Annotated in this window: 19 protein-coding genes; 7 read left to right on the forward strand and 12 right to left on the reverse strand. The window is 71.7% G+C overall.

Annotated features, from left to right (window positions below; translation table 11 throughout):
• The first annotated feature begins 51 nt into the window (after positions 1–51).
• Entirely contained in the window at positions 52–1,230 is a 1,179-nt protein-coding gene (locus tag LDL49_RS30035; RefSeq protein WP_225295765.1) for an acyltransferase family protein, read from the forward strand.
• Here the strand turns inward: LDL49_RS30035 and LDL49_RS30040 are convergent.
• The 5 genes from LDL49_RS30040 to LDL49_RS30055 form a co-directional block, all read right to left on the reverse strand.
• Positions 1,151–5,203, reverse strand: coding sequence for an alpha-(1->3)-arabinofuranosyltransferase domain-containing protein (locus tag LDL49_RS30040; protein ID WP_225295766.1), 4,053 nt, complete (start codon positions 5,201–5,203; stop codon positions 1,151–1,153). The two genes, LDL49_RS30035 and LDL49_RS30040, sit on opposite strands and share 80 nt — an antisense overlap.
• A complete protein-coding gene (locus LDL49_RS30045; RefSeq protein WP_225295767.1) occupies positions 5,200–6,303 on the reverse strand; it encodes a glycosyltransferase family 4 protein in 1,104 nt (367 codons plus the stop codon). The genes LDL49_RS30040 and LDL49_RS30045 overlap by 4 nt, the downstream gene beginning before the upstream one ends.
• Positions 6,300–7,103: a glycosyltransferase gene (locus LDL49_RS30050; protein WP_225295768.1), complete on the reverse strand. Its 804-nt coding sequence runs from the start codon at positions 7,101–7,103 to the stop codon at positions 6,300–6,302. The genes LDL49_RS30045 and LDL49_RS30050 overlap by 4 nt, the downstream gene beginning before the upstream one ends.
• Before the next feature lie 11 nt (positions 7,104–7,114).
• On the reverse strand, positions 7,115–7,249 hold the full coding sequence (locus tag LDL49_RS57240) for a hypothetical protein (protein WP_263655675.1): 135 nt from the start codon (positions 7,247–7,249) through the stop codon (positions 7,115–7,117).
• 101 nt (positions 7,250–7,350) lie between these two features.
• Positions 7,351–8,886, reverse strand: a complete 1,536-nt coding sequence (locus LDL49_RS30055; protein ID WP_225295769.1) for an MmpA family trehalose lipid delivery protein — start codon at positions 8,884–8,886, stop codon at positions 7,351–7,353.
• Positions 8,887–8,989: 103 nt separating this feature from the next.
• Here LDL49_RS30055 and LDL49_RS30060 point away from each other — a divergent pair, with 103 nt between their 5' ends.
• Positions 8,990–10,834: a hypothetical protein gene (locus LDL49_RS30060; protein ID WP_225295771.1), complete on the forward strand. Its 1,845-nt coding sequence runs from the start codon at positions 8,990–8,992 to the stop codon at positions 10,832–10,834.
• A gap of 54 nt (positions 10,835–10,888) precedes the next feature.
• Here the strand turns inward: LDL49_RS30060 and LDL49_RS30065 are convergent, their stop codons facing one another.
• Both LDL49_RS30065 and LDL49_RS30070 read right to left on the reverse strand, forming a co-directional pair.
• Positions 10,889–13,066: an acyl-CoA dehydrogenase family protein gene (locus LDL49_RS30065; RefSeq protein WP_225295773.1), complete on the reverse strand. Its 2,178-nt coding sequence runs from the start codon at positions 13,064–13,066 to the stop codon at positions 10,889–10,891.
• A 61-nt stretch (positions 13,067–13,127) separates the two neighbouring features.
• A complete protein-coding gene (locus LDL49_RS30070) occupies positions 13,128–14,111 on the reverse strand; it encodes a hypothetical protein (protein ID WP_225295774.1) in 984 nt (327 codons plus the stop codon).
• A gap of 79 nt (positions 14,112–14,190) precedes the next feature.
• On the opposite strand from LDL49_RS30070, the gene LDL49_RS30075 reads away from it, so the two are divergent.
• From LDL49_RS30075 to LDL49_RS30090, 5 genes are all read left to right on the forward strand, one after another.
• On the forward strand, positions 14,191–15,618 hold the full coding sequence (locus LDL49_RS30075) for an AMP-binding protein (protein WP_225295776.1): 1,428 nt from the start codon (positions 14,191–14,193) through the stop codon (positions 15,616–15,618).
• Between the two features lie 18 nt (positions 15,619–15,636).
• Complete coding sequence (locus tag LDL49_RS30080) at positions 15,637–16,719, forward strand: S1C family serine protease (RefSeq protein ID WP_225295779.1); 1,083 nt, start codon at positions 15,637–15,639, stop codon at positions 16,717–16,719.
• A 96-nt stretch (positions 16,720–16,815) separates the two neighbouring features.
• A complete protein-coding gene (locus tag LDL49_RS30085; protein WP_225295780.1) occupies positions 16,816–17,385 on the forward strand; it encodes a hypothetical protein in 570 nt (189 codons plus the stop codon).
• Positions 17,386–17,391: 6 nt separating this feature from the next.
• The gene (locus tag LDL49_RS57245) at positions 17,392–17,526 is read left to right on the forward strand and encodes a hypothetical protein (RefSeq protein WP_263655676.1); all 135 of its coding nucleotides are present in this window, start codon (positions 17,392–17,394) and stop codon (positions 17,524–17,526) included.
• A gap of 194 nt (positions 17,527–17,720) precedes the next feature.
• Complete coding sequence (locus LDL49_RS30090; RefSeq protein ID WP_225295782.1) at positions 17,721–18,950, forward strand: RNA-guided endonuclease InsQ/TnpB family protein; 1,230 nt, start codon at positions 17,721–17,723, stop codon at positions 18,948–18,950.
• On the opposite strand, the gene LDL49_RS30095 is transcribed toward LDL49_RS30090, so the two are convergent.
• From LDL49_RS30095 to LDL49_RS30115, 5 genes are all read right to left on the reverse strand, one after another.
• A complete protein-coding gene (locus LDL49_RS30095) occupies positions 18,933–19,484 on the reverse strand; it encodes an OmpA family protein (RefSeq protein ID WP_225295784.1) in 552 nt (183 codons plus the stop codon). The two genes, LDL49_RS30090 and LDL49_RS30095, sit on opposite strands and share 18 nt — an antisense overlap.
• Entirely contained in the window at positions 19,468–20,064 is a 597-nt protein-coding gene (locus tag LDL49_RS30100) for a hypothetical protein (RefSeq protein ID WP_225295786.1), read from the reverse strand. Before LDL49_RS30100 ends, LDL49_RS30095 begins: the two co-directional genes overlap by 17 nt.
• 80 nt (positions 20,065–20,144) lie before the next feature.
• On the reverse strand, positions 20,145–23,282 hold the full coding sequence (locus tag LDL49_RS30105; RefSeq protein WP_225295788.1) for an AfsR/SARP family transcriptional regulator: 3,138 nt from the start codon (positions 23,280–23,282) through the stop codon (positions 20,145–20,147).
• Between the two features lie 9 nt (positions 23,283–23,291).
• Positions 23,292–24,941, reverse strand: a complete 1,650-nt coding sequence (locus tag LDL49_RS30110) for a serine/threonine-protein kinase (RefSeq protein WP_225295790.1) — start codon at positions 24,939–24,941, stop codon at positions 23,292–23,294.
• Between the two features lie 305 nt (positions 24,942–25,246).
• Positions 25,247–25,387, reverse strand: coding sequence for a hypothetical protein (locus LDL49_RS30115; RefSeq protein ID WP_225295793.1), 141 nt, complete (start codon positions 25,385–25,387; stop codon positions 25,247–25,249).
• Between the last annotated feature and the right edge of the window lie 90 nt (positions 25,388–25,477).

Genomic DNA, 25,477 nt, shown 5'->3' on the forward strand with positions numbered 1-25,477 from the left:
CAAACGCCCGCAAGTCCTCCGCAAGCGCCCACGAGTCCCCCGGAAGCGCCCGTGAAGGACCCGCTGGCGCCCGTGAAGGACCCACCGGCGGGCCGGGACGCCGCGCTCGACGGCATCCGCGCCCTGGCCGCGCTCGGCGTCTGGGTGCTGCACGTCGGCGGCAACACCGGCATCATCTACCGCGAGGGCATGTTCGCCTGGATGACCACCAGGCTGGGCATCGCCGTGCCGATCTTCTTCCTGCTGTCGGGCCTGCTGCTCTACCGCCCGTGGGCCCGCGCGGTCATCGAGGACACGGCGGGCCCCCGGCCGGGACGCTACCTGTGGCGCCGCCTGGTCCGCGTCATGCCCGCCTACTGGCTGGTCACGGCGCTGGCCCTGTGGGCGTGGAGCTCGCTCGACTGGACCGGCTGGGTGAAGTGGCTGTTCCTGCTGCAGAACTACACCGAGCAGAACCGCGCCCCCGACGGCCTCTACCAGATGTGGACGATGCCGATCGAGATGGCGTTCTACCTGGTGCTGCCGGTGCTCGCCTGGGCCCTGCACGCCTGGGCGCGCGGCGGCAACCGGCCGGTCAGGCTGCTCGCGGGCATCGCCGTGCTGCCGGTGGTCTCGCTGGCCAGCGTGGTCGTCTCGCACGTCTTCGACCAGCCGCAGCTGGCGCTCTGGCTGCCGCATCACTTGATCTACTTCGCCGCCGGCATGGCCATGGCCGTCCTGTCGGTGTGGATCAAGCAGAGCGAGGTGGTCGACGCGCTCGCGCCACAGCTGCTGGTGCTGGCGCTGCTGCTGTACGCGGTGCTGAGCACCGAGCTGGCCGGGCCGCGCACGCTCACCCTGCCCACGCTGTCGCAGTCGCTCTGGCGGATGATCCTGGAGACGTCGGTGGCCGTCCTGGTGGTCGCGCCGTTCGCGCTCGCCTCCAGGCGCGACTCACTGCGGCACCGCGTGCTGGGCAACCCGGTCACGGCGTACCTGGGCCGCATCTCCTACAGCTTCTTCCTGTGGCACGCCCCGGTGATCACCCTGTACTACAAGATCACCGGAGACCAGCCGTTCACCGGTGACTTCGTCAAGGTCGCGATCCTGACCTTCATCGCCGCGCTCCTGATCAGCGCCACCAGCTACCACCTGATCGAGGAGAGCGCGCTCAGGCTGGCCGGGCGCCGGCCAACTCCTGCTCTGCCGCCACCGGCTCCGGCTCGGCCACCGGCGGTTCCGGCTCCGTGACCAGCTGCCCGAAGAGCACGCCCATGGCCGAGCAGGCGATGAGCTGAGGCACCTGGTCCATCAGCAGCCCGACGTCCACCCCGTAGCCACGCAGCGCCATGGCCGCCGCCAGCGCCGCCGTGGCCCCGCCGAACAGCCAACCGGCCGCCCAGTGCACGGCCACCGCCCGCCGTACGCGCAGCAGCAGCACCGCCACGACGGCGGCCAGGACCACGAGCATGCCGGGCCAGTCCGCCACCCAGCCGCCGAACGCCAGGCCCAGCACGATCACGTACGGGACCCGCCAGCGCGACAGCCGCGACTCGGCGGCGCTTGCGGTCGCCATGACGTGTTCGGGACGCGGCCCGCGCATCGCCAGGGAGAGCAGCGTGAGCAGCGCGATCCCGGCCAGCCCCACGGCGAGCGCGAGCCGGTAGGGCCTGTCGGGCAGGTACTCCATGCGCACGGTCCCCAGCGTGCCGGCGGGCAGCTCCCAGGCCTGCTTCCAGCCGTCGATCCGGACCGGCCGCAGCGTCTTGCCGTCGAGCTCGGCGTGCCAGCCCGCGTTGTAGTTCTCGTTGACGACGAGGAAGGCGTCCTTCGGCGCCGTCACCCGCGCCTCGCGCGCCGACGACGACCACGTGGCCGGGACCGCGGCGCCCTCCACGGCCGGCGGCCCGGCGGGGAGCGCGCCGATCACCAGGTTCTCCACCGCGAAGGGGTCCCAGCCGGCGGCCCTGACCCGGTTGTCGCCGGCCGCCAGCGCGGCTCTGGAGCAGCCGGTGAACTTCACCGGCCGCTGTTCGAGCAGGTCGGCGAAGGTGCCGCTCACCTTGGTCGCCACGGTCGCGCCGTTGACCTGCAGGCGCGGTCCCTGCCCGCAGGGCAGCCGGAACGGCACGCCCTCCGGCCGGCTGGCCGGCGGGACGCCGGGGATCACCAGCTCGGTGACCTGCAGCCGCTTGGAGGCGGGATAGAAGCGCAGCTTGAGCCGGGTCGTGGTGAGAGGCTTGAACGTCAGGTAGCCGTTGGCATCCACCCGGCCGCTGCGGACCGCGCCCTTGTCACCGGTCACGGCCACGTCGAGCGGCTGCTTGTCACCGCCGGGCCGGGCGATCTGGATCCGCGACAGGACGCGCTTGGCCCGCCAGCCGAGCGTGAGCGTGGGCTCGGGGTCGTCGGCGGCCGGGAGCCAGGTGGTGGCCGCGTCGGCGTCGAACGCCGACCTGGGCGCGGCCACCGCGTCCTTGGTCGCCTGCGACGAGCCGGTCACCGTGCTCAGGTCCCCGCCCAGCCGGGTGAAGCGGTCGACGAGCTTGGCGTCGCGCAGGACGGCGGAGCCGCGCACCGCCGCCTTCCGCCCCGCCTTAGCGGTAAAAGTCCGGTCGAATCCGGCGCCTTCTTCGCCCGGCCTGGCCAGCAGCGGGTTGCAGATCCAGCGGCTCTGGTTCCGCATGCACCAGGGGCGGGAGTCGAGCCCCCGGTCCATGACGAAGGCGTCGCCGCCCTCGCCGGGCAGCCGGATCGTCCGGCCCGGCAGGATGCCGGGGATCGTGAGCTCGGTGATGCCCACCCGCTGCACGAAGCTCCAGTTCTTGTTGTACGTGGCCAGGATCTTGACGCGCAGCCAGCTCGTCGGGCCGGGCGGGACGCGCAGCCATTGCGAGCTGTTGGTCTGCTGGACGTCCTGCTCGATCCGGCCGCCCTCGGTCTCCACGGCCACGCGCTTGACCGACTGCCCGAGCAGCACGTTGTTGGTGAACGTCGCCTGGAAGCGGGGGATCACCCGCGGCCTGGGCAGGTCCACGCGCAGCCACTCGCCCTGGGGCCGGTGCCAGCCGCCGCTCTCCCAGCCGGTCTCGTAGTCGCCGTCCATGGCGGCCCACGGGCCGCGCCCCGTGGCGCTGAGGCCGGGCACCGCCTCGGCGTCGGCCACCGAGGAGGAGGCGGTGATGCTGGAGATGCCGTCGTACTCGGCGGTGGCGGTGTCGCGCAGCCAGCCGTCTTCGAGCAGGTCGAGCGTCTTGACCCCAGAGAAGTCGTCACGTCTGTCGGCCGTCAGCGTGGGCGTCCAGTTCGACCGGATCTCACCGAACTGCCGCTCGCGCAGCCGCAGCGCGTCGCTCGCCACGACCGGCGCCTCGCGCTTGCCCGCGTCGTCGTTCACCAGCACGGGACCGTCGCCGAGCAGCCCAAGATCGCCCATCGCGAGCAGGGAGTCCGGGCCGCCGCGCACCTGTACGGCGTCACCCGCCGACTGCACGCTGAGCAGGTCGGAGCTGCCCGACACCTCGTAGACCTCCAGCGCGGGGAACGGCCAGTCCACCGACTCGACCACGTCGTCCGTGACGGTGTCGCCGACCTCGCCGCCGAACGAGCGCACCTTCCTGATGCCCGGCGACTCGCGGAGCGCCTCGTAGACCCTGGACGGCCAGGCGCCCTGCAGATTCGCCCGCATCAGGTCGTTCCTGACGACCAGGTAGCGCACGCCCATCCTGCGCAGCACGTCGGTCAGGCCCGCCGAGCCGTAGCCGGCCGTGAGCCGCTGGTCGATGACGTCGAGCAGCCGGGTCAGGCCCACCGAGCCGGCCGCCGCGACCTGCCGGGTGGTCCAGCGGGCGGTGAACAGCGGCTGCATGGGGTCGTCCATCGGCCGGCCCCAGAGGTATTCGCCGAACTTGGCGCCGGGCACGACCAGCACGCCGTCGTCTCCGGCGTTCTCGTTCACCCAGGCCGCCGCCTGCTTCCAGTAGAGCGGCACCTCCTTGAAGTCACCGGGAGCGCCGAGCCCCTGGTTGAAGACGGGGAGCACGAGTCCGGCCAAGGCCACCAGAGCCACCGCGCGCACCCGCAGCCGGGCCCCGGCCAGCAGGTGCGCCACGCCGAAGGCGAGCGGCAGCCGTACCAGCGGATCGAACTTCCGCAGGTTGCGCAGCGGGGCGAGCGGCCCGTCCAGCAGCCAGCGCACGGGCTCGGCGACCACCGGCTCCAGCGCGCTCACGTGCCCGGCGACCAGCGCGGCCACGCCCACGACGAACAGCACGAGCAGGAAGCCCTTCGCGGGCAGGTCGCGCCGGGCCAGCCCGGCCAGGCCGAGCGCGGCCAGCAGGCCGGTGATCCCGACCAGCACGGCCGAGGTGGCGATCGCGTAGCCGGCGGGCTGGTCGGTGACGCCGCCGACGGTCAGGTAGCGCACCCAGTCGGAGGCGCCGCGCAGCACGTTCGTCAGCGAGGTGACCTGCGTGGTGGTCGAGGCCGTCTCGGTGTAGGGCAGGAAGGAGAAGGCGTAGCGGCCCACGAGCAGCAGCGGCAGCCACCAGAACAGGGTGGCCACGGCGACCGCGCCCGTCCACCAGCCGAGCATCCGCCAGCGGGGCACCGGGGCGGGCCGGGTCAGGATGTAGAGCACGGGGGCGAAGAGCACGGCCAGCACCGCGACCGCGTTCACGCCGCCGCACAGCGCCACGGCCAGCCCCGACCTGACCGCCGCCCTGGCCCGCTGGCCCGTCTCCGAAGCGGTGAGCAGCGGGATCAGGATCCACGGCAGCATCGCGGCGGGCAGCCACTCGATCGAGATCTCGCCGATGATCGACAGCGTGCGCGGCGCCAGCGCGTACGCCAGCGCCGCGACGATCCGGGTGCCCGGCGTGCCGACGCCGAGCTGCCGGCCCAGCCGCTCCACACCGAGGAAGGCCACGCACAGCAGCACCGTCAGCCATAGCCGCTGGGTCACCCAGGGCGCCAGGTTGACCAGGTCGCCGAGCGCGAAGAACGGGCCCATCGGGAACAGGTAGCCGGCCACCTGGTTCTGCAGCTGGCCGAAGTGCTGCAGGTCCCAGAGGTGGGCGGCGCGCTCCAGCCAGCCGATCGGGTTGAGCGCCAGGTCGAGCTTGGTGTCCGAGATGACGCTGCCCGGCTTGGTGGTGAACGTCAGCACGGCGAAGCCGAGGCAGCAGAGCGCCAGCCAGAGCCTGTGCCGGACCCTGTCGATCACGGCTCCTCCCAGCCGGGTCCCGTCGGACGGCCATGCACCAGCGCGGCCAGCCGTTCCGCGCTCCGGTCCCAGCAAAACTTCCCCGCCCATTCCCGACATTTCATGCGATAGGTGTCGTTGAGTTCGTCGAGGGCCGCGGCGATGCCCTTGGCCAGGCCGGTGCTCCCGACGCCCTCGGGCACCAGCCAGCCCGTCTCGCCGTGCCGTACCGCGTCTCTGAGCCCGTCCACGTCGTACGCGACGGTCGGCACCCCGAGCGCGGCGGCCTCCAGCACGCACAGTCCCCAGCCCTCGCCCTGCGAGGCGTTGACCTGCAGCCAGGCGGCGGCGATCAGCCGCTCCTTCTCGTCCTCGGACAGGTAGCCGTGCATGGTGACGCCCTCCGGGAGCCGGGCGCGCAGCCGCGCCTCCTCCGGACCCCTGCCGATCACGTCCACGGTGAGGTCCGGCCACTGCTTCCTGAGCTGACCCACCGCGTCGAGCAGCAGGTCGACGCGCTTGTGCGCGACCAGCCTGCCGACGCAGACCAGCCGTGGTGTCCGGCTCCTGGGGAAGTCTCCGTCCGTGGAGATGTTCACCCCGTTGGGCACGATGTGGATGGGGCCGACCCAGCCGAGCCGCTCGCGCATGGCGCTCACGGTCGAGGGTGAGACGGCCACGCTGTCTCGCCCCTTGTACGTCCACCGAGACGCGGGCCCCTCCAGGAAGCGCCCGAACACCGCCAGCCACCGGGGCAGGTGCACATCGAACTGCCGGTCGTGCACGTGATGGACGACGCACATGACCTTGGTACGGCGAGGCAGCACCAGCGGCGTGAAGAACGGGATGCCGTTCTGGCAGTCGAGCACCGCGTCGAACACGCCCCGGCGGAGCACCAGCCAGACCAGGACCAGGGGGTAGACGGTGAACGGCCCGCCCATGCGGGCCAGCCGTACCCCCTCGACGGTCTCCCTCCTGCGCTGGCCCGGCGCCCGCGCGGTGACGAAGCACACCTGGTCACCGGCCCGCGCGAAGCGGCGGGCCATCTCCCAGGCGTACGTCTCGGCGCCACCGGCGGCCGGGTGCCACGGATCACGCCAGTTGACGACGGCGACGTTCACGGAGATCCGACGGGATCGAGCGGCTGCTCCCACCTCGGAGCGACCCCGGGGCTCGGCACGGCGCGCAGCCGGAGCCAGATCCGGCCCAGCTCCAGCAGGATGCCGACGCTGTGCCTGGCCGGGGAGAAGCGGGAGCCGGGCATGTCCCGCCAGTTGACGGGGATCTCCAGCACCGTCGAGCCGAACGCGACGCAGCGGGCCAGCAGCTCGACGTCGAAGGCGAAGCCGTAGGTACGCAGCCCGTCGACGGCCTCGCGGACGAGCACGCCGTCGAAGAACTTGAAACCGCACTGCGTGTCGCTCACCCCGCGCACCAGCACGCGGGCCAGCGCGCGGAAGCCGACGGCGCCCAGCTCGCGCACTCGGCTGTGCCGGTTCTCGACGTCGGAGAAGGCGTGCGCCCGCGAGCCCACGACCACGCGTTCACCGGAGAGCAGCAGGCCGAAGGCGACATCGATGGCGGCCAGGTCGGTGGCCATGTCGGCGTCGCAGAACCCTACGAAGGGAGCGCTGGTGCCGAGCAACCCCGCGCGGACGGCGGCACCCTTGCCGGGAGTCGCGCACTCGACGAGCCGAACCGGAACCGGCCCCCGCGGCCAGGCCCTCACGATCTCGGCGGTGCTGTCCGTGCTGTTGTTGTCGACGACGATGACAGCGGTCGGGAACGGCATGCGGGCAAGCTTCGCGCACAGCTGCAGGAGCCCCCCCGGGAGCCGACGTTCCTCGTTGAAGGCGGGAACGACGATCTCGAGCAGTGGTGGTCGGCTCGTCCTCTCGTCCCCTTGGGGGGAGGGCGGCATAACGGCTCGGACTACCGGTCGCCGTAGTTGTAGAGCGGGCGGTTGACGGGCGTCGCGGTGGCCCCGGTGAAGGACACGGTGGTGACCGTCGCGACGAGCGCGGCGACGGCGACACCGATGATCGCTGCTAAGAGGATCTTGATCACGGGGGGTTCCTCCTCGAGCGGCTAATGAGTGGGCGTCCCAAACTTAGAACCAATTCTTGCTACTCGGAAGTAGCTCTACGAAATCTTAATAAATACGCTGATCAGCGGACGTAGTCTTGTAAAAAAGGTACAAACCGCCGGTCGGTTCGGTAGAGTTTCAGCTCGTCTGTGTCCACGAGCAGGCTCGCTCCGCTGAGCCAGCCCGCGAACCGCCGCCGCTCCTCGGGCGTCCCCGCGTCGACCACGATGTACCGGAAACCCGCTGCGGCCAGGTCTGGCGAGGGTCCTACTAGTACGCGTTCTAGCTCGCGCACCCTCTTGTCCTCGGCCTGGACGACCATGCTACCGACGCGTACCGAGTCGTTGGCGACCACCTCCCGCCCCGGCACCGCGAAGTAGCGCTGCGCCGGGTCGAGCACCGCCCGGTCCCCGTTCCACGGGAACCTCCGGTAGGACTCGAACGGCAGCACCAGCACGTCCCCCGGCTCCGGATCGCGCCGCATCACCTCACGGGCCTGGCTCCAGCTCTCCGGATAACTCACGGCCCGCAGCGCCCCCGCCTCGCCCCAAGCCAGGGTCGGCAGGACGGCCAGGGGCACGAGCACCATGAGGCCCGCCCACCGCCCGGCCTTCCCCTCTCTTGTCAGAGCGCCCAGCCCGACCGCGGCCAGCAGGGCCAGCGGTGCCACGAACTGCTGCGCGTCCCTGAACACCGCGAACCCGCCCCACACCCCGACCAGCCACCTGAACACCGCGCGCCCCGGCTCGGTCACCCCCAGGCAGGCGATCCCGAACCCGACGGCCGCCGCCACACCCAGCCCCCTCGGCCGGTCCGTCATCAGGACGAACCCCACGATTCCCGCCACGGCCAGCGCCAGCCTGGCCACCGAGCCGACCGCGGTCTCGTACCCGGCCGGGACGGCGCCGGCGTTCCAGATCCCGCCCAGCGACAGCAGGCTGCCCACCGCCCCGAACGGCCCGTCCGCCCTGGCCGCGAACGCGTCCACGCCCACCGGATCCCCGCTGAGCCCGCCCGGCCGCAGCAGCGCGAGCAGCAGCCACGGCAGGCTGACGGCCAGCAGCACCACACCCACCCGGACGCGCCGGCCCGCGACGGGCAGCGCCGTGAGAGCCGTGACGGTCATGGCCGCGAACCCGCCGACGGCGGCGGGCAGCACGGCGAGCAGCAGTCCGCGCCGGGCGAGGACCGCGCGCACCACCCACGGCAGCCCCGCGTACCCCAGCAGCAAGGCCCACTGCCCCATCAGCAGCCGCTCGGCCACGTACGGGTTCCACACGTAGTACGCCCCGGCCACCAGCCGGGCGCCGAGGAGGCCCGCCGGCACGAGCAGCGCGGCACCCGAGCAGCCCAGCACGAAGATCCCCAGCAGGATCGCCTTCTGCACCAGCTCGGCCGGCACGACGGTGGCCAGGGCGGTGACCACGGCGTCACTGGGCACCACCCGCGGCGCCCCGCCGGCCAGCCCGAAGGTGAAGCGCGAGAAAACCGGGTCCGGCACGAAGACCATGTCCTGCACCAGGACGAAACCCCAGGCCAGAGCGGGTCCGAGGGCGAGGCAGCCGAGGACGAGCCCGAGCACGGCCGACAGCGGTCCGGCTCGGGTGGTGTGCGGCATCCCGCTATGACATCACAACCGAACAACGGCCATTCCCCGCAAATCACCCAATGACTACGCTTCCCGCTGGAGGGGGCCTTGAGGGGGGCCTGGAGGGGGCGGGGTGGCGACGAGCGAGACGACGGCGGGGGCCCGTCATTGGCTGCGCGGCGGGGACGCCGTGATGGCCACCGCCCTGGCGATGATCGCCGTGCAGCTCGTCTGGAAGTCCAGCCTCGTCCGGCGTACGTACTTCCGCCAGGACGACTTCACCTTCATCGCCCGCGGCCTGGAGCACGACCTGACGTGGGACTACCTCATGCGGGTCGACTACGGTCACCTGGTCCCCGGCCCGTTCGCGATCCAGTGGGCGATGGGCCGCCTGGGCGTTTACAACGACGTCCTGGCGCACGTCGTGACGGTCACCCTGCTGGGCGCGGCGGGCCTGGCCCTGCTGCGGCTGCTGCGCCTGCTGTTCGGGGCGCGCCCGGCCATCCTGGTGCCGCTGGCGTTCTACCTGCTGACCCCGATGACCATCTCCTCGCTGTCGTGGTGGGCGGTGGTGATCGAGACGCTGCCGTTCCAGATCGCGCTGCCGATGGCGCTGTGCTCGCACGTCCTCTACACCAGGACGGGCCGCTTCAGGCACGCGCTGGCCGCGGCGGGTTGGACGCTGTTCGCCATGGCGTTCTTCGTCAAGGCGCCGTTCATCCTGCTGCTGGCCGTGGCGCTGAGCATGGGCTGGCTCGGCTGGAACTGGCGACGGCAGTGGCGGGCCCTGCTGCTGTACGCGGGCCTGCTCGCTGTCTACGCGGCCGTCTTCTTCCGCCAGCTCCTCACCTCCGTGCAGCTCACCAACGACACGATCCAGCCCAGCCTGCCCGACGCGGGGCTCGCGGCGAAGTTCGCCTGGACGCTGCTGTCCAGCTCACTGGTGCCGACGTCGCTGGGCGGGCCCTGGCAGTGGCGGCCGATCGGCGAGGACTACGCGATGGCGGGGACGCCGCCCGCGCTGGTCTGGGCCGGGCTCGGCGTCGCGGTGGTCGTGCTGGCGGTCTCGGTGCTCTTGCGGCGGCGGGCCTGGCTGGCGTGGCTGGTGCTGCTCGCCTACTTCGCGCTGGCCGACGTGGTGCCCGTCATGATCGGCCGGATCCGGCAGCTCGGGCCGGACCTGAGCGGGGCCGAGCTGCGCTACGTCTCGTCCACGGCCACGGTCGTGGCGATCGCCATCGGCCTGGCGTTCATCCCGCTCACCGGCGAGGAACGTCCCTGGCTGCGCGCCTGGCCGCGCCTCAGGTTCGCCTGGCTCCCGCTGGCCGCCGCGATCGCGATCGGCTCGGTCTGGTCGGTCGCGGCCTACGCCCGCCTGCCGTTCGGCGCGGACGTCAAGAGCTACGTCGAGACCGGCCGGCTGGCGCTCAAGCGCGCCCCGGACCACGCGGTCGTGCTGGACACGCACGTGCCCGCCAAGGTCGTCTACCCGATCTTCTTCTACGACTACGCGCTGGCCTCGAAGGTGCTCGGCCCGATCGCGCCGCACCCGGTGACCTGGACCAGGCGGCTCAGCGGCCCGGTGCGCAGCCCGCTCACCTTCGACCCGCAGGGCCGCCTGCGCCCGGTGAGCATCGACGGGCTGACGATCCCCCAGCCGGCCGGCTGCCGGCCGGTCGGCGCGGGCGAGGTCCGCTTCCGGCTGCCGGCCCGGCTGCCCGAGGGCGAGTGGACGGTCCAGGTCGGCTACCTCAACCCGGCCGCCACCCGGCTGTCGGTACGGCTCGGCGCGGGGCAGGACGAGGTGGCCGCGGAGAAGGGGTTCGGCTGGACGTTCGCCGCGCTCAAGGGCGGCGGGAGCGAGCTCGTCATCCGTACGGCGGACGGCCCGGACGCCTGCCTCGGCGAGATCAAGATCGGCATCCCGAGACCATGGGCCGACGGGACGCCGAGCCCGCTCCAGCCGGTCACCCCCTGAGCCCCTTCCCCAGGTGCCCGTGGAGGGCCGGGCCCCCGAGCCCGGCCCCCGCCGTCATTTACCCGGCTCAGGGTCCCTGGGCAGGCCGAGCATGCGCTCCCCGATGATGTTCAGCTGCACCTCCGTGGTGCCACCGTAGATGGTCATCGCCCGGGTGGCGAGCACCGCCCGGTTCCAGTAGCCGGCGTCGCCGAGCTTCATGTCGGCGGCCACCACGGCCGCGGACCCCAGCAGCTCCACCGCGGACTCCGAGACGTGCTGGGCGTGCGCGGTGGACAGCAGCTTGCGCACCGAGGCGTCCGCGCCGGGCTCGGCCCCCGCCAGCTGCTTGAGCGTCACCCGCAGCGACAGCGCGTTGATCGAGTGTCCCTCGCAGATCACCTGCGCGACCTGGTACGCCTCGACCGGCGACAGCTCGCGCCCGAGCCGGCCGATCAGCCCGAGCAGGTCCGGCACGGACGCGCCCGTGCCGCCTGAGCCGGATGAGAGCGAGACCCGCTCGTTCGACAGCGTGTTGCGGGCGACCTTCCAGCCCTGCCCGACCTCGCCCACGACCAGCTCGTCCGGCACGAACACGTCGTCCAGGAAGACCTCGTTGAACAGGTTCTCGCCGGTCATCTCGGTCAGCGGCCGGACCGTGACCCCCGGCGCCTTCATGTCGACCAGGAAGTAGGTGATGCCCTCGTGCTTGGAGCCCTCGGAGGAGTTGCGGGCGATGCAGATGCCCCACTCGGCGACGTGCGCGACCGAGGTCCACACCTTCTGGCCGTTGAGCTTCCAGCCGCCCTCGACCTTGTCCGCCTTCATCTGCAGCGAGGCCAGGTCGGATCCGGCGCCGGGCTCGGAGAAGAGCTGGCACCAGATCATCTCGCCGCCGAGTGTCTTGAGCAGGAAGCGTTCCTGCTGCTCGGGGGTGCCGTACGTGACGATCGACGGCACCACCCACGCGCCGATGATCATCGCGGGCAGCTTCACCCGCGCGGCCTTGAGCTCCTGGGCGATCAGCACCTGCTCCAGCGGCTTGGCGCCGCGGCCCCACGGCTTGGGCAGGTGCGGCATGACCAGGCCGCGCGCGGCCAGCGCCCGCTTCTGCTCCGTGCCCTCCAGCTCCTTCAGCGACGCGATCTCCGCGCGGATCGACTCGCGCAGCTCTTCGGCGTCCTCGGGCAGGTCGAGCTCCATCTCGCGCGTGACGCCCTGCAGGGCGAGCGCGGTGACGGTGGCCGCCCACTCGGCCGACGAGCCGAGCAGCGCGCGGATCGTGAGCGCGCGGCGGTAGTAGAGGTGGACGTCGTGCTCGTAGGTGTAGCCGATGCCGCCGAAGGTCTGGATGGCGTCCTTGGCGCACTGCACGGCCGCGTCGGGCGCCATCACGGCGGCGATGGCGGCGGCGTAGTCCAGTTCCTTGCCGTCGGCGCGGGTGGCGTCCCAGACGGTGGCGCGCGCCTGCTCCAGCGCCACGAGCATGCGCGACAGCTTGTGCTTGATGCCCTGGAACTGGCCGATCGGGCGGCCGAACTGGACGCGGACCTTCGCGTAGTCGGCGGCGGCCGTCACGCACCAGGAGGCCAGGCCCGCGGCCTCGGCGCCGAGCAGGATCGCGGCGAGATTGCGTACGTCGGAGCTCTGGACGCCGCCCAGGATGCCCAGGTCGGGCACCAGCACCTCCGACAGCTCCACCTTGGCCACCGGCCTGGTCAGGTCGAGGGACTTGATCTCCGTGACGGTGGCCGACGAGGCGTCGATGATGACCCATTCCTCGCCCTCGGCCGTGGCGACCGGCAGCACCAGCGCGTCGGCCAGCGAGGCGCCGAGCACGTTCTCGGCCGTGCCGGAGACGATCAGGCCGCCGTCCTCGGTGAGGGTTCCGGTCAGCGTGCCGGTCAGCGCGACCGCGGCGGTGATCGAGCCGTCGGCGAACGACTCCAGGTGCTCGGGCCGCTTGGAGGCGTTGATCACCGCGCTGGCCAGCACCGTCGGCACATACGGCCCCGGCGCCATCCGCTCGGCCAGCGCCTCGACGGCGACCGCGGCCTCCAGCAGCCCGTAGCCCGAGCCGCCGAACTCCTCGGGCAGGTGCAGGCCGAGCAGGCCCTGCTCGGCGAGCCCCGACCAGAACGCGGGACGCCCGTCCGTCCCGGATCGCAGCAGCTCGGCGGGGATGTTCCGCGCCGCCCAGCCGCTCACCGACTCGCGGAGCGCCTCGTGTTCCTCGCTCAACCCGATCGCCATCGCACATCCTCCAGCCAGCCCCGTTATATGCCAGAACCATATTCTAGAGCATGCTTCTGGCCTAGAGGGTCCGTATGTTCTGCGCGATCGTGTTCAGGTCACGGTAGTGCGACTTGCCGCTCTGGGGGATCGAGGCGAACAGCATCGCCGGCTTGGTCTTCCCCACCTCGTGGATCGAGACGATGGCCTGCGAGGTCTTCTGCTTGCCCGAGACCGTGTAGGTCACCTTGTAGCCGACCATCCAGCCCTTGCCCACCGGCACCTTCTGCGATCCGGTCCAGGCGATCGTGGCGCCCGCCGGATACTGCGTGCGCAGCGTCCAGTTGACGGCCCTGACGGCGAGGTCGCGGTAGTCGGCGCTCTTGGCCGGCTTGGGCTTCGGGGTGGCGCCGGGGAGCATCGCCGAGCCGATCACGGTGTGCGGGACGGCGACCTTGCCGACGCGCTGGGCGATGGCGAACGGCGCGAACGACTTGGCCGTCCAGGGCACGCCCAGACGCGGGTAGCTGATCCCGGTGGCCAGGTCGGAGATGGTGCCGACGGTGAGGGTCGCCGCGCCGGCCTGGTCGGGGTACGCGAGGCTCTTCGGCACCTCGGGGAGCACGACTCCGGCCGCCGACGGCCTGGGCGAGGCGGAGCCACCCGGCACCGGCGAGATCGGGGCCACCTGCCGCGGAGACTGCTGAGCGCCCTTCGGCACGTCACCGGAGAAGATCACGAACACCAGCACCACGGCCAGCACAGTCGCGATGATGGCGCCGAGCAGGTAGACGACCTTGATCGGGATGTCACCGACCCGGGCGAGCAGCCCGCCCTTGAGAGGCGGGGGCGGCGGCGGGATCGGTGGCAGCGGCTGGACCGGCTGACCTTGGCCTGGCTGGACCTGCTGGGTCGACTGGCCGGGCCGGACCGGTGGATGGTCGGGTGGCTGTGGCCGCTCCACGGGCCGGGGGACCATGACCGTCTCGTCGGCGGGCAGGACGATCTTCCTGAACGGGGTGGTGGGAGAGTCCGAGGAAGGTATCTGGTCGCCGACGTCCGCCATGGCTTTCAGGTTACGTTACGAATGAGCGGGATAATTCTGCTATTCGCCCGCCAGAATCTAGTTCTGTATGGTCGCGGGCATGAGGGGTTTTTACGAGCTCGCCGCCGCCGACCCCGGGCGCCCCGCCCTGCTGGGCCCGGACGGCGCGACGTACGGGGAGCTGCTCGCCCGCGCCAACCAGGTCTCCCACGGCCTGACCGCGCGCGAGGTGACACCGGGCGACTCGGTGGTGACCGTGCTCAGGAACGGGCTGGACGCCCTGACCATGATGCTCGCGACGTACCAGATCGGCGTCTATCTCGTACCGGTCAACTGGCACTTCACCGACGAGGAGATCGCCTACATCGTGGCCGACTGCGGCGCGAAGGCCGTGGTCTCCCCCACCGCGCTCACCGCCGGCGAGCTGGCGGCCGGTCAGCCGGACACCGCGCCGGAGCATCGGCGGGCCGGGTCGATGATGCTCTACACCTCCGGCACGACGGGGCGCCCCAAAGGCGTGCGCCGGCGGCTGCTCCCCCTAACGCCCGAGGAGTTGTACCCGATCCTCATGCGCAAGAGCTGGCGGCACTTCGGGCTGCCGGTCGGCGGGGTGCACCTGGTGTGCTCGCAGCTGTACCACTCGGCGCCGTACGGGCAGGCGATGATGGCGCTGCAGCTCGGGCACTCGATCGTGGCGCCGGAGCGGTTCGACGCCGCCGAGACCCTGCGGCTGGTGCAGCGGCATCGGGTGACGAACGCGTTCATGGTGCCCACGATGTTCCACCGGCTGCTGGCCGTGCCGGATCGGGAGTCGTACGACCTCTCATCGCTGACGCACCTCTACCACGGCGCCGCGCCGTGCCCGCCCGCGACCAAGCAGGCCATGATCGACTGGCTCGGGCCGGTGCTGTGGGAGTACTACGGCTCCACCGAGGCGGCCGTGGCCACCATGGTGTCGTCGCGGGAGTGGCTGGCCAGGCCGGGCACGGTCGGCAGGGCGCTCGACGGCATGACGTTCACGATCGTCGGCGACGGCGGCGAGGAGGTGGCGCCCGGGGAGCCGGGCCTGGTCTACATCGGCGGCGTGAACCGCTTCGAGTACCACGGCGACCCCGGCAAGACGGCCGCCGCCATGCGGGGGGCCGCCTACACCCCCGGCGACATCGGCTACCTGGACGAGGCGGGCTACCTGTTCCTGCTCGACCGCAGGACCGACCTCATCATCTCGGGCGGCGTCAACATCTATCCCGCCGAGATCGAGGCGGTGCTGCTCGAACACCCCTCCGTGGCCGACGTCGCGGTGATCGGCGTACCCGACCCCGAGTGGGGGCAGCGCGTCGTCGCGCTCGTCCAGCCCGCCGAGGGCGCCGACACCGGCGATCTCACCGCCGAGCTGATGCGGCACTGCGCGCCGCGACTGGCCAAGCTCAAGCACCCGCGCGTCATCGAGTTCCGCGACGCGCTGCCGCGTACGCCCACCGGCAAACTGAGCAGACGAAACGTCCGAGAGGCGTATCTTTCCGGCTGACCGGGGCAGTAGCTCTGCATGAGCAAGGTCCTTGCCGGGATCGTCGCCGCCATGCTGCTGGTCGGCTGCTCAGGGCCGCCGATCACCACCACGGCCCGATCGACGACGCCCACGGCCTCGCCGTCGGCCCGGGCGTCCGGCGCACCGGAGCCCACCGCCCAGGAGCCCGCGCCGCCATTGGAGCTGGCCTTCGAGCGCGTCATCAAGCAGGTGCTCCCGTCGATCGTGCAGATCACCACCACGGAGGGGCTCGGCTCGGGCATCGTGTACGACTCGACGGGACACATCCTGACCAACGCCCACGTCGTGGGCGGGGCGAAGCGGATGACCGTAACCCTGGCCACGGGCAGCAAGGCGCACGACGCCAGGCTCGTCAAGAGCTTCGGCGGCGGCGACCTGGCCGTCATCAAGGTGGACGACCCGAAGGGGCTGACACCGGCCAGGTTCGGCGACTCGTCGAAGCTCCGGGTCGGCCAGCTGGTGCTCGCCATGGGCAACCCGCTGGGACTGTCGGGCAGTGTCACCCAGGGCATCATCTCGGCGGTGGGCCGTACCGTGACCGAGCCGCAGGATCCCGACTCGCCCGGCGCGACGATCACCGGCGCCATCCAGACGTCGGCCGCGATCAACCCCGGCAACAGCGGCGGCGGCCTCGTCGACCTGTCCGGGCAGGTCATCGGCATTCCGACGCTCGCCGCGACGGACCAGGACCTCGGCGGCGGGGCCGCGCCGGGCATCGGGTTCGCGATCCCGAGCAACACCGCCACGGACATCGCCGCTCAGATCATCCGCAGCGGCAAGGTCACCAACAGCCACCGGGCCGCGCTCGGCATCAGGGGCAGTACGGTCATCGGCGACGACAGCCAGGCCGCCGGGGTCGCCGTGGCCAAGGTCGACAAGGGCAGCGCGGCCGCCAAGGCCGGCATCGAGCCGGGGGACGTGATCATCTCCCTCAACGGCCGGAAGACGTCGACGATGGCCGCGCTGGCCGAGGCGCTGAGCACGCTCCAACCGGGACAGAAGGCCAAGGTAGGGCTCGTCAGGCTCGACGGCTCGACCACGACGGTCACGGTGACCTTGGGCGTCCTGCCGGGCGAATGACACCGCATTAGGATGACCGTTCTTTTCATCGGAAGGTGGGACGGATGGCTCATCTGGAGTGCACGCCCGAGGATCTACTGCGTACCGCCCGACGGCGTGGACACGACGTTCGAGCGGGAGCTGGCCGCCGTCCGGCGCATGCCCGCCGACCGGGTGGCCGCCGACTTCCGGCTCAGCCACCGGGGGCGGCCGGTCGATCCGGCGCTCGACGTTCCGGACGCCGCCGCGCGGGTCGCCGACGCCCTCGAAGCGCTCTGGACCGAACTGCTCGCCCCCGACTGGCCCCGGCTGCGCGCCCTGCTCGAGCGCGACGTCGTGCGGCGGGCGGGGCGGCTCGCGGTGTACGGCTGGCTGGAGGTGTTCGGCCGCCTGGGCATCGACATGGAGCTGAAGGAGGAGCGCATCCTGCTCGGCAAGGTCGGCGGCGCCTCCCACCGGCTCGGCGGGGTGGGCGTGGTGCTGATGCCGAACGCGTTCGGCGCCACGTATGTCTATCTCGATCCCCCGCGCGCGTACGGCCTGACCTACCCCGCGCACGGCGTCGCGGCGCTCTGGGAGCGGGGCTCGCCCGCCGCCGACGGCCTGGTCGCGCTGCTCGGGCGGGGCCGGGCGGCGGTGCTGACGGCGCTCGACAGCCCGGCCAGCACCAGCCAGCTGGTCGCCTAGCTGTCGATGACGCTTGGCGGGGTGGGCGGTCATCTGGCCGTGTTGCGCCGGGCGGGCCTGGTCTCGCGTACGCGCAGCGGCCGGTCGGTCCTCTACAGCCGCACCCAGATGGGCGACGGTCTGGCCCAGCTCACCACCTGAGCATGGCCGGGCTCACTTGCTTTGACTGGGCTCCCTGCTTGAGTGTGGCCGCTTTCACGTGAATGGTGGCGCGGAGACCCGGTCCTTCAGGGCCGGGAAGAAGCAATACCCTCCTTTCGAAAACAGTGTGGAAAGTCTCGGTTACGTTCGGTAACATGTGCGGTGGGTGAGGCTGCTGTGACAGGAGGTGTGCGATGGCGATCCGCCGCTCCGCCACCAAACGCCACGGCCTGCCCACGACCGTGCAACTGCGGCTCACACCCACCCAGGCCCAGGCCGACGCCCTGGCCGCAGTGGTGCTGCTGTGCAATCAGGCGGCCACCCTCATCTCCCGCCTGGCCTGGCAGCACCGCGTCTTCACCGTGCTGGAGCTGCACCGGCTGGCCTACTACGAGGTGCGCGGGCAGGTGACCGGGCTCGGCGCGCAAGCCGCCGTACGGGCCATCGCCCGAGTCGCCGGCGCCTACGCCAACCGGCGGGCCGGCAAGAAACGCGCGCACATCTTCCGCCCGCACGGCGCCGTCCCCTACGACGCCCGGCTGATGAGCTTCAACCGCGACGCCCGCACCGTGTCGCTGTGGACCCCCACCGGCCGCGTCACCCTCCCCTACACCGGCCGGCCAGAAGACCTCAAGGCCGTGGATACGCTGCCACGCGGGGAGGCGGACCTGATCTGCCGGCGCGGGGTGTGGCTGCTGCAGATCGCCGTAACGCTGCCCAAGCCGGTGATGCGTGAGCCGGTCGGTGGCTTCGTGGGGGTGGATCAAGGGGTGGCGAACCTGGCGGTCACCTCCGACGGCGCGGTGCTGCCCGGCCCCGCCCTGCCTGGGCCGATCGGCGGCAACGGCCACGCCCGCACCCTCCGGCAGCGGCGGCACCGGCAACGCCGACGGCTGCAGAAGAAGGGGACTTCTGCGGCGCGGCGGGTGCTGCGCCGCCTTGCCGGGCGTGAGCACCGGATGATGACCGACCTCAACCACCAAATCTCGAAGTACGTGGTGCGCGAAGCCGAACGCACCGGCCGCGGCGTCGCCCTGGAAGACCTGCAGGGCATCCGCGGCCGGGTAAGGGCTCATCGGCTCCAGCGGCGCACCCTGCACGGCTGGGCGTTCGCCCAGCAGATCACCCTCACCCGCTACAAGGCCGCCCGCGCCGGGATCGCCTTCGTGCTGGTCGACCCCGCCTACACCTCGCAGACGTGTCCGGAATGCGGGTGTATGTCCAGGGCGAACCGGCCGGCGCGGGACTGGTTCGTCTGCACCAGGTGTGGCCTCGCTGGGCACGCCGACCACATCGCAGCCCGCAACATCGCCACACGCGGCGTCACGGGCTGGGCTGCCATCAACCAGCCACACGCTACCGGCCTCCCCTCAGCCAGACGGAACCGAGAGAGCAAACCACCACCTTCAACCGGTGGTAGTTGATTGCTTGACGTTGAAGACGAGCTCCACGCGGCGGTTCTTCGCCCGGTTCTGGGCGACGGGCTTGCCGTCGACGATGTTGGGCACCTTCGGGCGGCTCTCGCCGTACCCCTTCGCCTGGAGGTCGGTGTCGCCGCCGGTCAGCATGGCGCGCATGGCCCGCTGTACGGCCTGCGCCCGGCGCTGCGACAGCGTGGCGTTGTAGGCGTCGGTGCCCTGGTCGTCGGTGTGACCCTCGACCTTCACGACACCCCCGGCGCCCTCCGCGTCGATCTTGCGCGCCACTTCCCTGAGCCGCTGTTTCGCCGCCCCGGTCAGCACCCATTTGTCCACCGCGAACAGCACGTCGCTGGTGAGCGCGACCGTGACCTGCTCGCCCTGCTGGGTCTCGCTCTCGGTGCCGTCGAGCGACTCGACCTCGCCGATGATGTCCTCGACAGGAAGTACCAGATCCTCCACCGGACCGGTGGCGTCGGCGGGCGGAGCGGGGGTCGGTGAAAGGATCAGGGCCAGCGCGACGCTAAGAGATCGGAACATCGGTGAACACGCCCATCATCGGCATCTCGACATTGATCTTCGTGACGTCCGGGGGCGGGGCGGCGAATACCGCGTAGAGCGTGCTGGCGTCGCCGCTCTCCAGGAACTGCCCCTGAGTGCCCGAGCAGACGCACTTCGCGTCTTCGCCCGTGCCGTTGCGGGCGACGCGGTAGCGCTTGGCGTTGACCGGGTCGATCAGGGAGACGGCCGACACCGTGTAGTCGAGCGTGCCGCTGCTCATGCCGTTGTGCAGGTTGACCTTGCCGTCGGTGGCGGTGACGGTCCAGTTGAGGCTGATCGTCCTGCCCTGCCGCTTGAGCCCGGTGATGTCGACGCGGGCCTTGCCGTACTGTCCGCCCGCCCCGACCTTGACCTCCCGGCTCGCGATCGCCTTGGCCTCCTGCGCGGGCGCGGTGGGCTGCGCTTCGGCCGTTGCGCTCGCGGTGGCGGCCCGCTCGGGTGACGCGGCCTGGGCCGTCTGGCCCGTGTGTTCCTCGCCGCCGCCGCCCTGCTGGCCAGGGAGCATCCCGCAGCCGGTCAACGCGACGGCCGCGACAGCCAGCGCGATCGTCTTCCGCATGTTCTGATCACCTTTGCCGGTAGGGGTGGAACTCGTGGCCCCGAAGGTAGCCGGGCGACCTTCAGAATCCGCATAGTGGGCTAAATCCCCAGGCCACGACGCCTGTCCAGCTCTTGCGCCAGAAGCTCGACCTCAGCGCTCCGGGGCTCACCGAAGCTGTCAGACTCTCCCATAACACGCGCAAGCCCCTCAACCGCAGCATCAACCTCATCAAGGTCAAGGTGCGCTTTTATGAGGATAATCAGGGCTTTTGACGCATTTATCCGATCACCGTGCGCCGTGAACGTCACCTCGGCCTGGCTCGCCAGCCTGGCCGCCGCATCCGGGTCACCCTCGGCACTGGCGATCTCGGCCAGCACGAGCAGCCCGGCCGCCTCCGGCAGCCGGTCGCCGAGGCGCCGGTTGATCCTTATCCGCCGCTCGGCGCAGTCACGCGCCCGTGCGTAGCGGTGGCCGCCGAGGTGCAGCCGGGCCAGGTCGAGCAGGGCTTCGGCCGCGCCGCGCGGGTCGCCCAAGTCCTCGTACGCCTCCAGGCTCCGCTCGACCAACCCCAGGTCGCCGCGTACGACGCCCAGCGCCCGGAGCGCGTCGGCCGTGCCGCGCCGGTCACCGGCCTCCTCGAACACGTGCAGGCACCTGACCAGCGCGCGTTCCGCCTCGACCGGCCGCCGCTCCACCAGACCGAGCCGCAGCATGATCCGGGCCAGCTCCAGCCCCTCGACCAGCGGCTGAGCGGCCCTCAGCGCGGCCGCGGCCGACTCGGGACGGCCTTCCACCCGATGGAGATCGGCCAGAGCACGTAACAGCAGCGCCTCACCCTCCCGATGCCCGGCCGCCCGCGCCGCGTCGAGACCGGTGGCGGTGGTGACATGCCAGTCGTCGTGATGCGCGCCCAGCTCGAACAGCGGAGTCAGATAGAACGCCAGCCGCCAGGCCGCCTCATGCAGACCGGCCCGATGGAAGTCGCCCACGGCCGCCACGAGAAACCGGCGCTCGGCACTCAGCCACCGAGCATCCGCCCGCAGGCGCCCGGTCTCCAACGCCCACCCACCTGTGAGCGCCCATCCGTGTGCCGCCCCGGGACCCGGCCCTCCCGTCCCAGCGGGACCGGCGTCCAGGCCACGTCCTTCCGCCCAGCCCGGACGGGCATCCAGCCCTCGCTCTGTTGCCCAGCCCGAACTGGGCCCCAGCGTCCGCTCCTCCACCCAACCCGGACCGGCGTCCAGCCCACGCTCACCCGCCCAACCCGGACCGGGCCCCAGCTCTCGCTCACGTGACCGCCACTGATCGGCCGCCAGCGCTTGGCCCTCGGTGTGGGCCAGGGTGCGGCCCGAGCCGGGTTCGGCGGGGAGGAGGGCCGTCCTCGCGTGCCGGGTGCGGTCGAGAATCTCGTCCGCGATCTCGGCCAGGACCGCCGCCGGGCCTCCATCCTCGGCGGTCAGGCGTTCGGCGGCGTACAGCCGGGTCAGGTCGTGCCAGCCGTAGCGCTCGCCGCCGGACTCGTCCAAGCCGAGCGACTGGAGCAGCCCGGCCTCGGCCAACGGTTCCAGGTCGGCACCCAGCGCCCAGGACGCGAAGTCGGGCGCGGACAGCGCGCCCAGCCTGCGCAGCAGCCGCCGTTCGGAGTCGGCCAGCCCGTGGTAGCCGAGCGCCAGGCTGCCGCGTACGGCCAGGTCGCCCGCGCTCAGCTCGTCCAACCGGCGCCGCTCGTCACCCAGCCGTCCGGCCAGGTGGTCGAGGGTCCAGCCCGGCTTCCTGGCCAGGCGGGAGCCGGCGATGCGCAGGGCCAGCGGCAGACCACCGCAGAGCCGCACGATCCGGTCTGCGGCCTCGGGCTCGGCACCGACCCGTTCGCGGCCCACCACTTCGGCGAGCATGGCCACGGCCTCGCCGGGCTCGAACACCCCCAGCTCGTACGCCCTGGCCGCCTCCAGCCCCGCCAACGGGGAACGGCTGGTGACCAGCGTCAGGCTGCCAGGGCCGGTGGGGAGCAGCGGGCGTACCTGGGCTTCGTCGGTGGCGTCGTCGAGCACCACGAGCAGGCTGCGGGTCGCCGTCATGCCGCGATATAGCCGTACACGCTCCTCGAACGCGGCAGGCACGGCCCCATCGGGACAGCCCAGAGACCGAAGCAGGTCCTCCAGCACGGCACCGGGCTGCCGGTCGCGGAGTGACGCGTAGAGACGACCGTCCGGGAGGTCGATCATGGTCGCGGCGCGCACAGCCACAGCGGACTTACCGCACCCAGGCGGCCCGTGGAGGACGAGGTGAACGGGGGCGCCTCCCTGCGCGGACATCCGATCCGCAGGCGCACCGCCTCCCTCCGCAGACCTTCCGCCTCCCTCCGCAGGCACCCGGGCGACGATCCAGTCGAGGACGGCCCGCCGTCCCGTGAAATCCGAAATATCCGGCGGCGCCTCGCTCATCACCGGCGCGCGCTGCTGCGGTCCCTCGCTCGACAGCACGCGCCGGTGAGCCTCGACCAGTTCGGTGCCCGGTTCCAGCCCGAGTTCCTCCACCAGCACCCGGCGCGCATCCTGGTAGGCCGCCAGCGCCTCCGCCCGCCGCCCGGCCTGGCGCAGCGCGTCGAGCAGCCGCGCCCAGGCCCGCTCGCGCAGCGGGTACGCCCCGACGAGCGCCCGCAGCTCGCCGACCACCTCACCGCCCCTGCCCAGCAGCAGGTCCAGCTCCACACGCTCTTCGAGCGCGGTCAGGCGGAGCTCTTCCAGGGGTACGGCGTGCGTCCTGCGCAGGTAGGAGGACTCGATATCGGCCATGGCATCCCCTCGCCACAGCGCCAGCGCCGCCCGGAACCCCTCGGCCGCCACTTCGGCCCTGCCCGCCTCCCTCGCCCGCCGAGCCTCGCCGACGAGCCGCTCGAACCGGTGACAGTCGACCGCATCCGGCTCCACCTCGATCAGGTAGCCACCAGGCACGGTCCTGATGCCGTCGACGAGCTTGCGCAACGCGCTGATGTACACCCTGAGCACCGACTCCGCAGAGGCCGGCGGCCGCTCGTCCCAGACCACGGCCATCAGCCGCTCGATCGGCACCACCCGCCCGGCGGAGACCAGCAGCGCGGCCAACACCGCCCGATGCTTCGCCGGCCCTGGCTCCGGCTGCGGCTGCGGGTCGCTTTCGAGTCGCAGTGGTCCCAGCAGCCGGAACCGGAGGGGACGGCGCCCCTCTTCGTCGGGCGGCGCCGGGTATTTCGGCATTTGGGGGGCTTAGTCCTTCGTGCGGTCGATGGCGAACGACTCGAAGCGTACGCGCAGCGCCTCCCCGGCGTCCGGAGCCACCTGAACCCCGGCCGCCCCCGGCCCGAGCGGATCACTCGCATCGGACACCTCGGCGACAAGTTCCTCGTTCACCCACATCCGCAACGTCACCCCAGCAGAGTCGCTGGGACCGGCACACTCGGCGACGATCCGGCCGCCCCTGGCCGCCGCCGCACCATTCAGAGCCGCCGGACCGTACAGAGACGTGCCCTTCTGCCCAGTACGTCGCTTGACGATCGTGACCCGCCCCGAGCCGCTCACCCCGAACTCGTAGCGATCCCCCGAGTTCGCCGACCCGTGGCACCACACGCCGTACTCACCGGACCCCTGCTCAAGCCGTGCCTTCGCGCTCACCACCACCCCACCGGACGGCTCCGGCACGGGCGCGGACTTCCACAGCCGCCAGCCCGGCTTGGCGGTCAGGACGTAGTCGCTCCCGGCGACCCGCGCGTCACCACCATCGGACGCCCCGGTCGCCCACGAATCCCCGAACCCCGCCGCGTACGGCCACGACGGCGACCACACCCGAGGCACCACCACAACCCCGACCACCACAGCGGCCAGGACAGCGACTGCCCCCGCCGCCCAGGGCCACCGACGCCGCGCCACCCCTCCACGTCCGCCACGGGCGAGGCTCACGCCGACAGCAGCCTGGACGGGCGCGTCTTCGACCGCCGCTGCCAAGCCACGATCTTCGACCGCTCCGACGCGCTCCCCGCCGCGGGCGCCGAACGCCGCCTGCTGCTCCGCGGTCAAGCCGCGAGGCCCGGTCCAGGTACGCTCGACGACCTGAGTGGCCGTGGCCGGGCTGAGCCGCCTGCCGCCCGTCAGGGACTCCAGCAGTTGCCGGGCCGTGGGGCGAAGGCGTGGATCCCTGGCCATCGCCCGCTCCACCACGTCCCGCATGGCCGCGTCGAGCCCGTCCAGCCGCGGCCCCTCGTTGACGATCCGGTACAGCACCTCGGCCGGTGACCCGCCACCGAACGGCAGCCGCCCGGTCCCCGCGAAGGCGATCACCCCGCCCCACGCGTACACGTCGGCGGCCGGCCCGAGCGGCTCCCCGCGCACCTGCTCGGGCGCCATGAACGCGGGCGTCCCCAGGATCGCCTGGCTGGCCTGGCTGTCGGCCTCGACGAGCTGCGCGATGCCGAAGTCGATCACGCGCGGCCCGAGCGGCGAGAGCAGTACGTTCGACGGCTTGAGGTCCCGGTGAACGACCCCCGCTCCATGAATCGCACCGAGTGCGGTCGCGATGCCCACCACCAGCGCTTCCAGGTCGGACCCGGACAAGGGCCCCTGTTCCCGTACGGCCTTCGCCAGATCCGGCCCTTTAACGTATTCGGTGACGAGATAGGCGATATCCCCGTCCATCCCGGCGTCCAGCACCGGCGCCGTACAGAATCTGGCCACCCGGCGCGCCGCCGCCACCTCACGCTCGAACCGCCGCCGGAACGCGGGATCGCGGGCCAGCTCGGGATGGATCACCTTGACCGCGGCCAGGCCACCGGTGGGCGTGGTGGCGAGATGCACCTCGCCCATGCCACCCCGGCCGAGCACACGCCGCAGCGTGTACCCGCCGATGACCCGCTCGCCACTCATCGCAGACACCCTAGCCAGGGTCAGCACTACAGGTTCTGGGGTGTCCGGGCTAGTCGGGACTAATCGGGGTGACCAGCCCAATCGGGGTGACCAGGCCAATCGGGGTGACCGCGCTCATCGGGGCGGGCCGTCCAAGCCGGGGACAGCCGGGGACAGCCAGCAGGGGGTCGCGGCCGAACGTACCGCTGTGGCCGTACGCCCTCTCATAAGGCGGGCCACCCAGCCGCTCACGCCCCCAGGGGATCGAGTATCCGAAACTGCACATTCCCGATTGTCCCCCGCTTACAGCGGCGCCGCCCCCTAACTCAGTCCGGGCCCGCGACCATGAGGAATGTCGTCAACGCGGTGAGTATGAGCAACACCACGCCGACGAGCACCAAACCGAAGGCCAGCAGCGACTCCGGCGGGCCGGTCCGTTCTCGCGAGCCTTCCGAGTCCGTTTCCACGGCCGACAAACTAACACCTGAGAGCGAAAGTGACAAAGAATGTCAGGCAGCGCGGGCGACCGAACCATGACGGTCGCCGAATAACGGCTA

The organism is Nonomuraea aurantiaca, from assembly GCF_020215705.1.
Lineage (GTDB): Bacteria > Actinomycetota > Actinomycetes > Streptosporangiales > Streptosporangiaceae > Nonomuraea > Nonomuraea aurantiaca.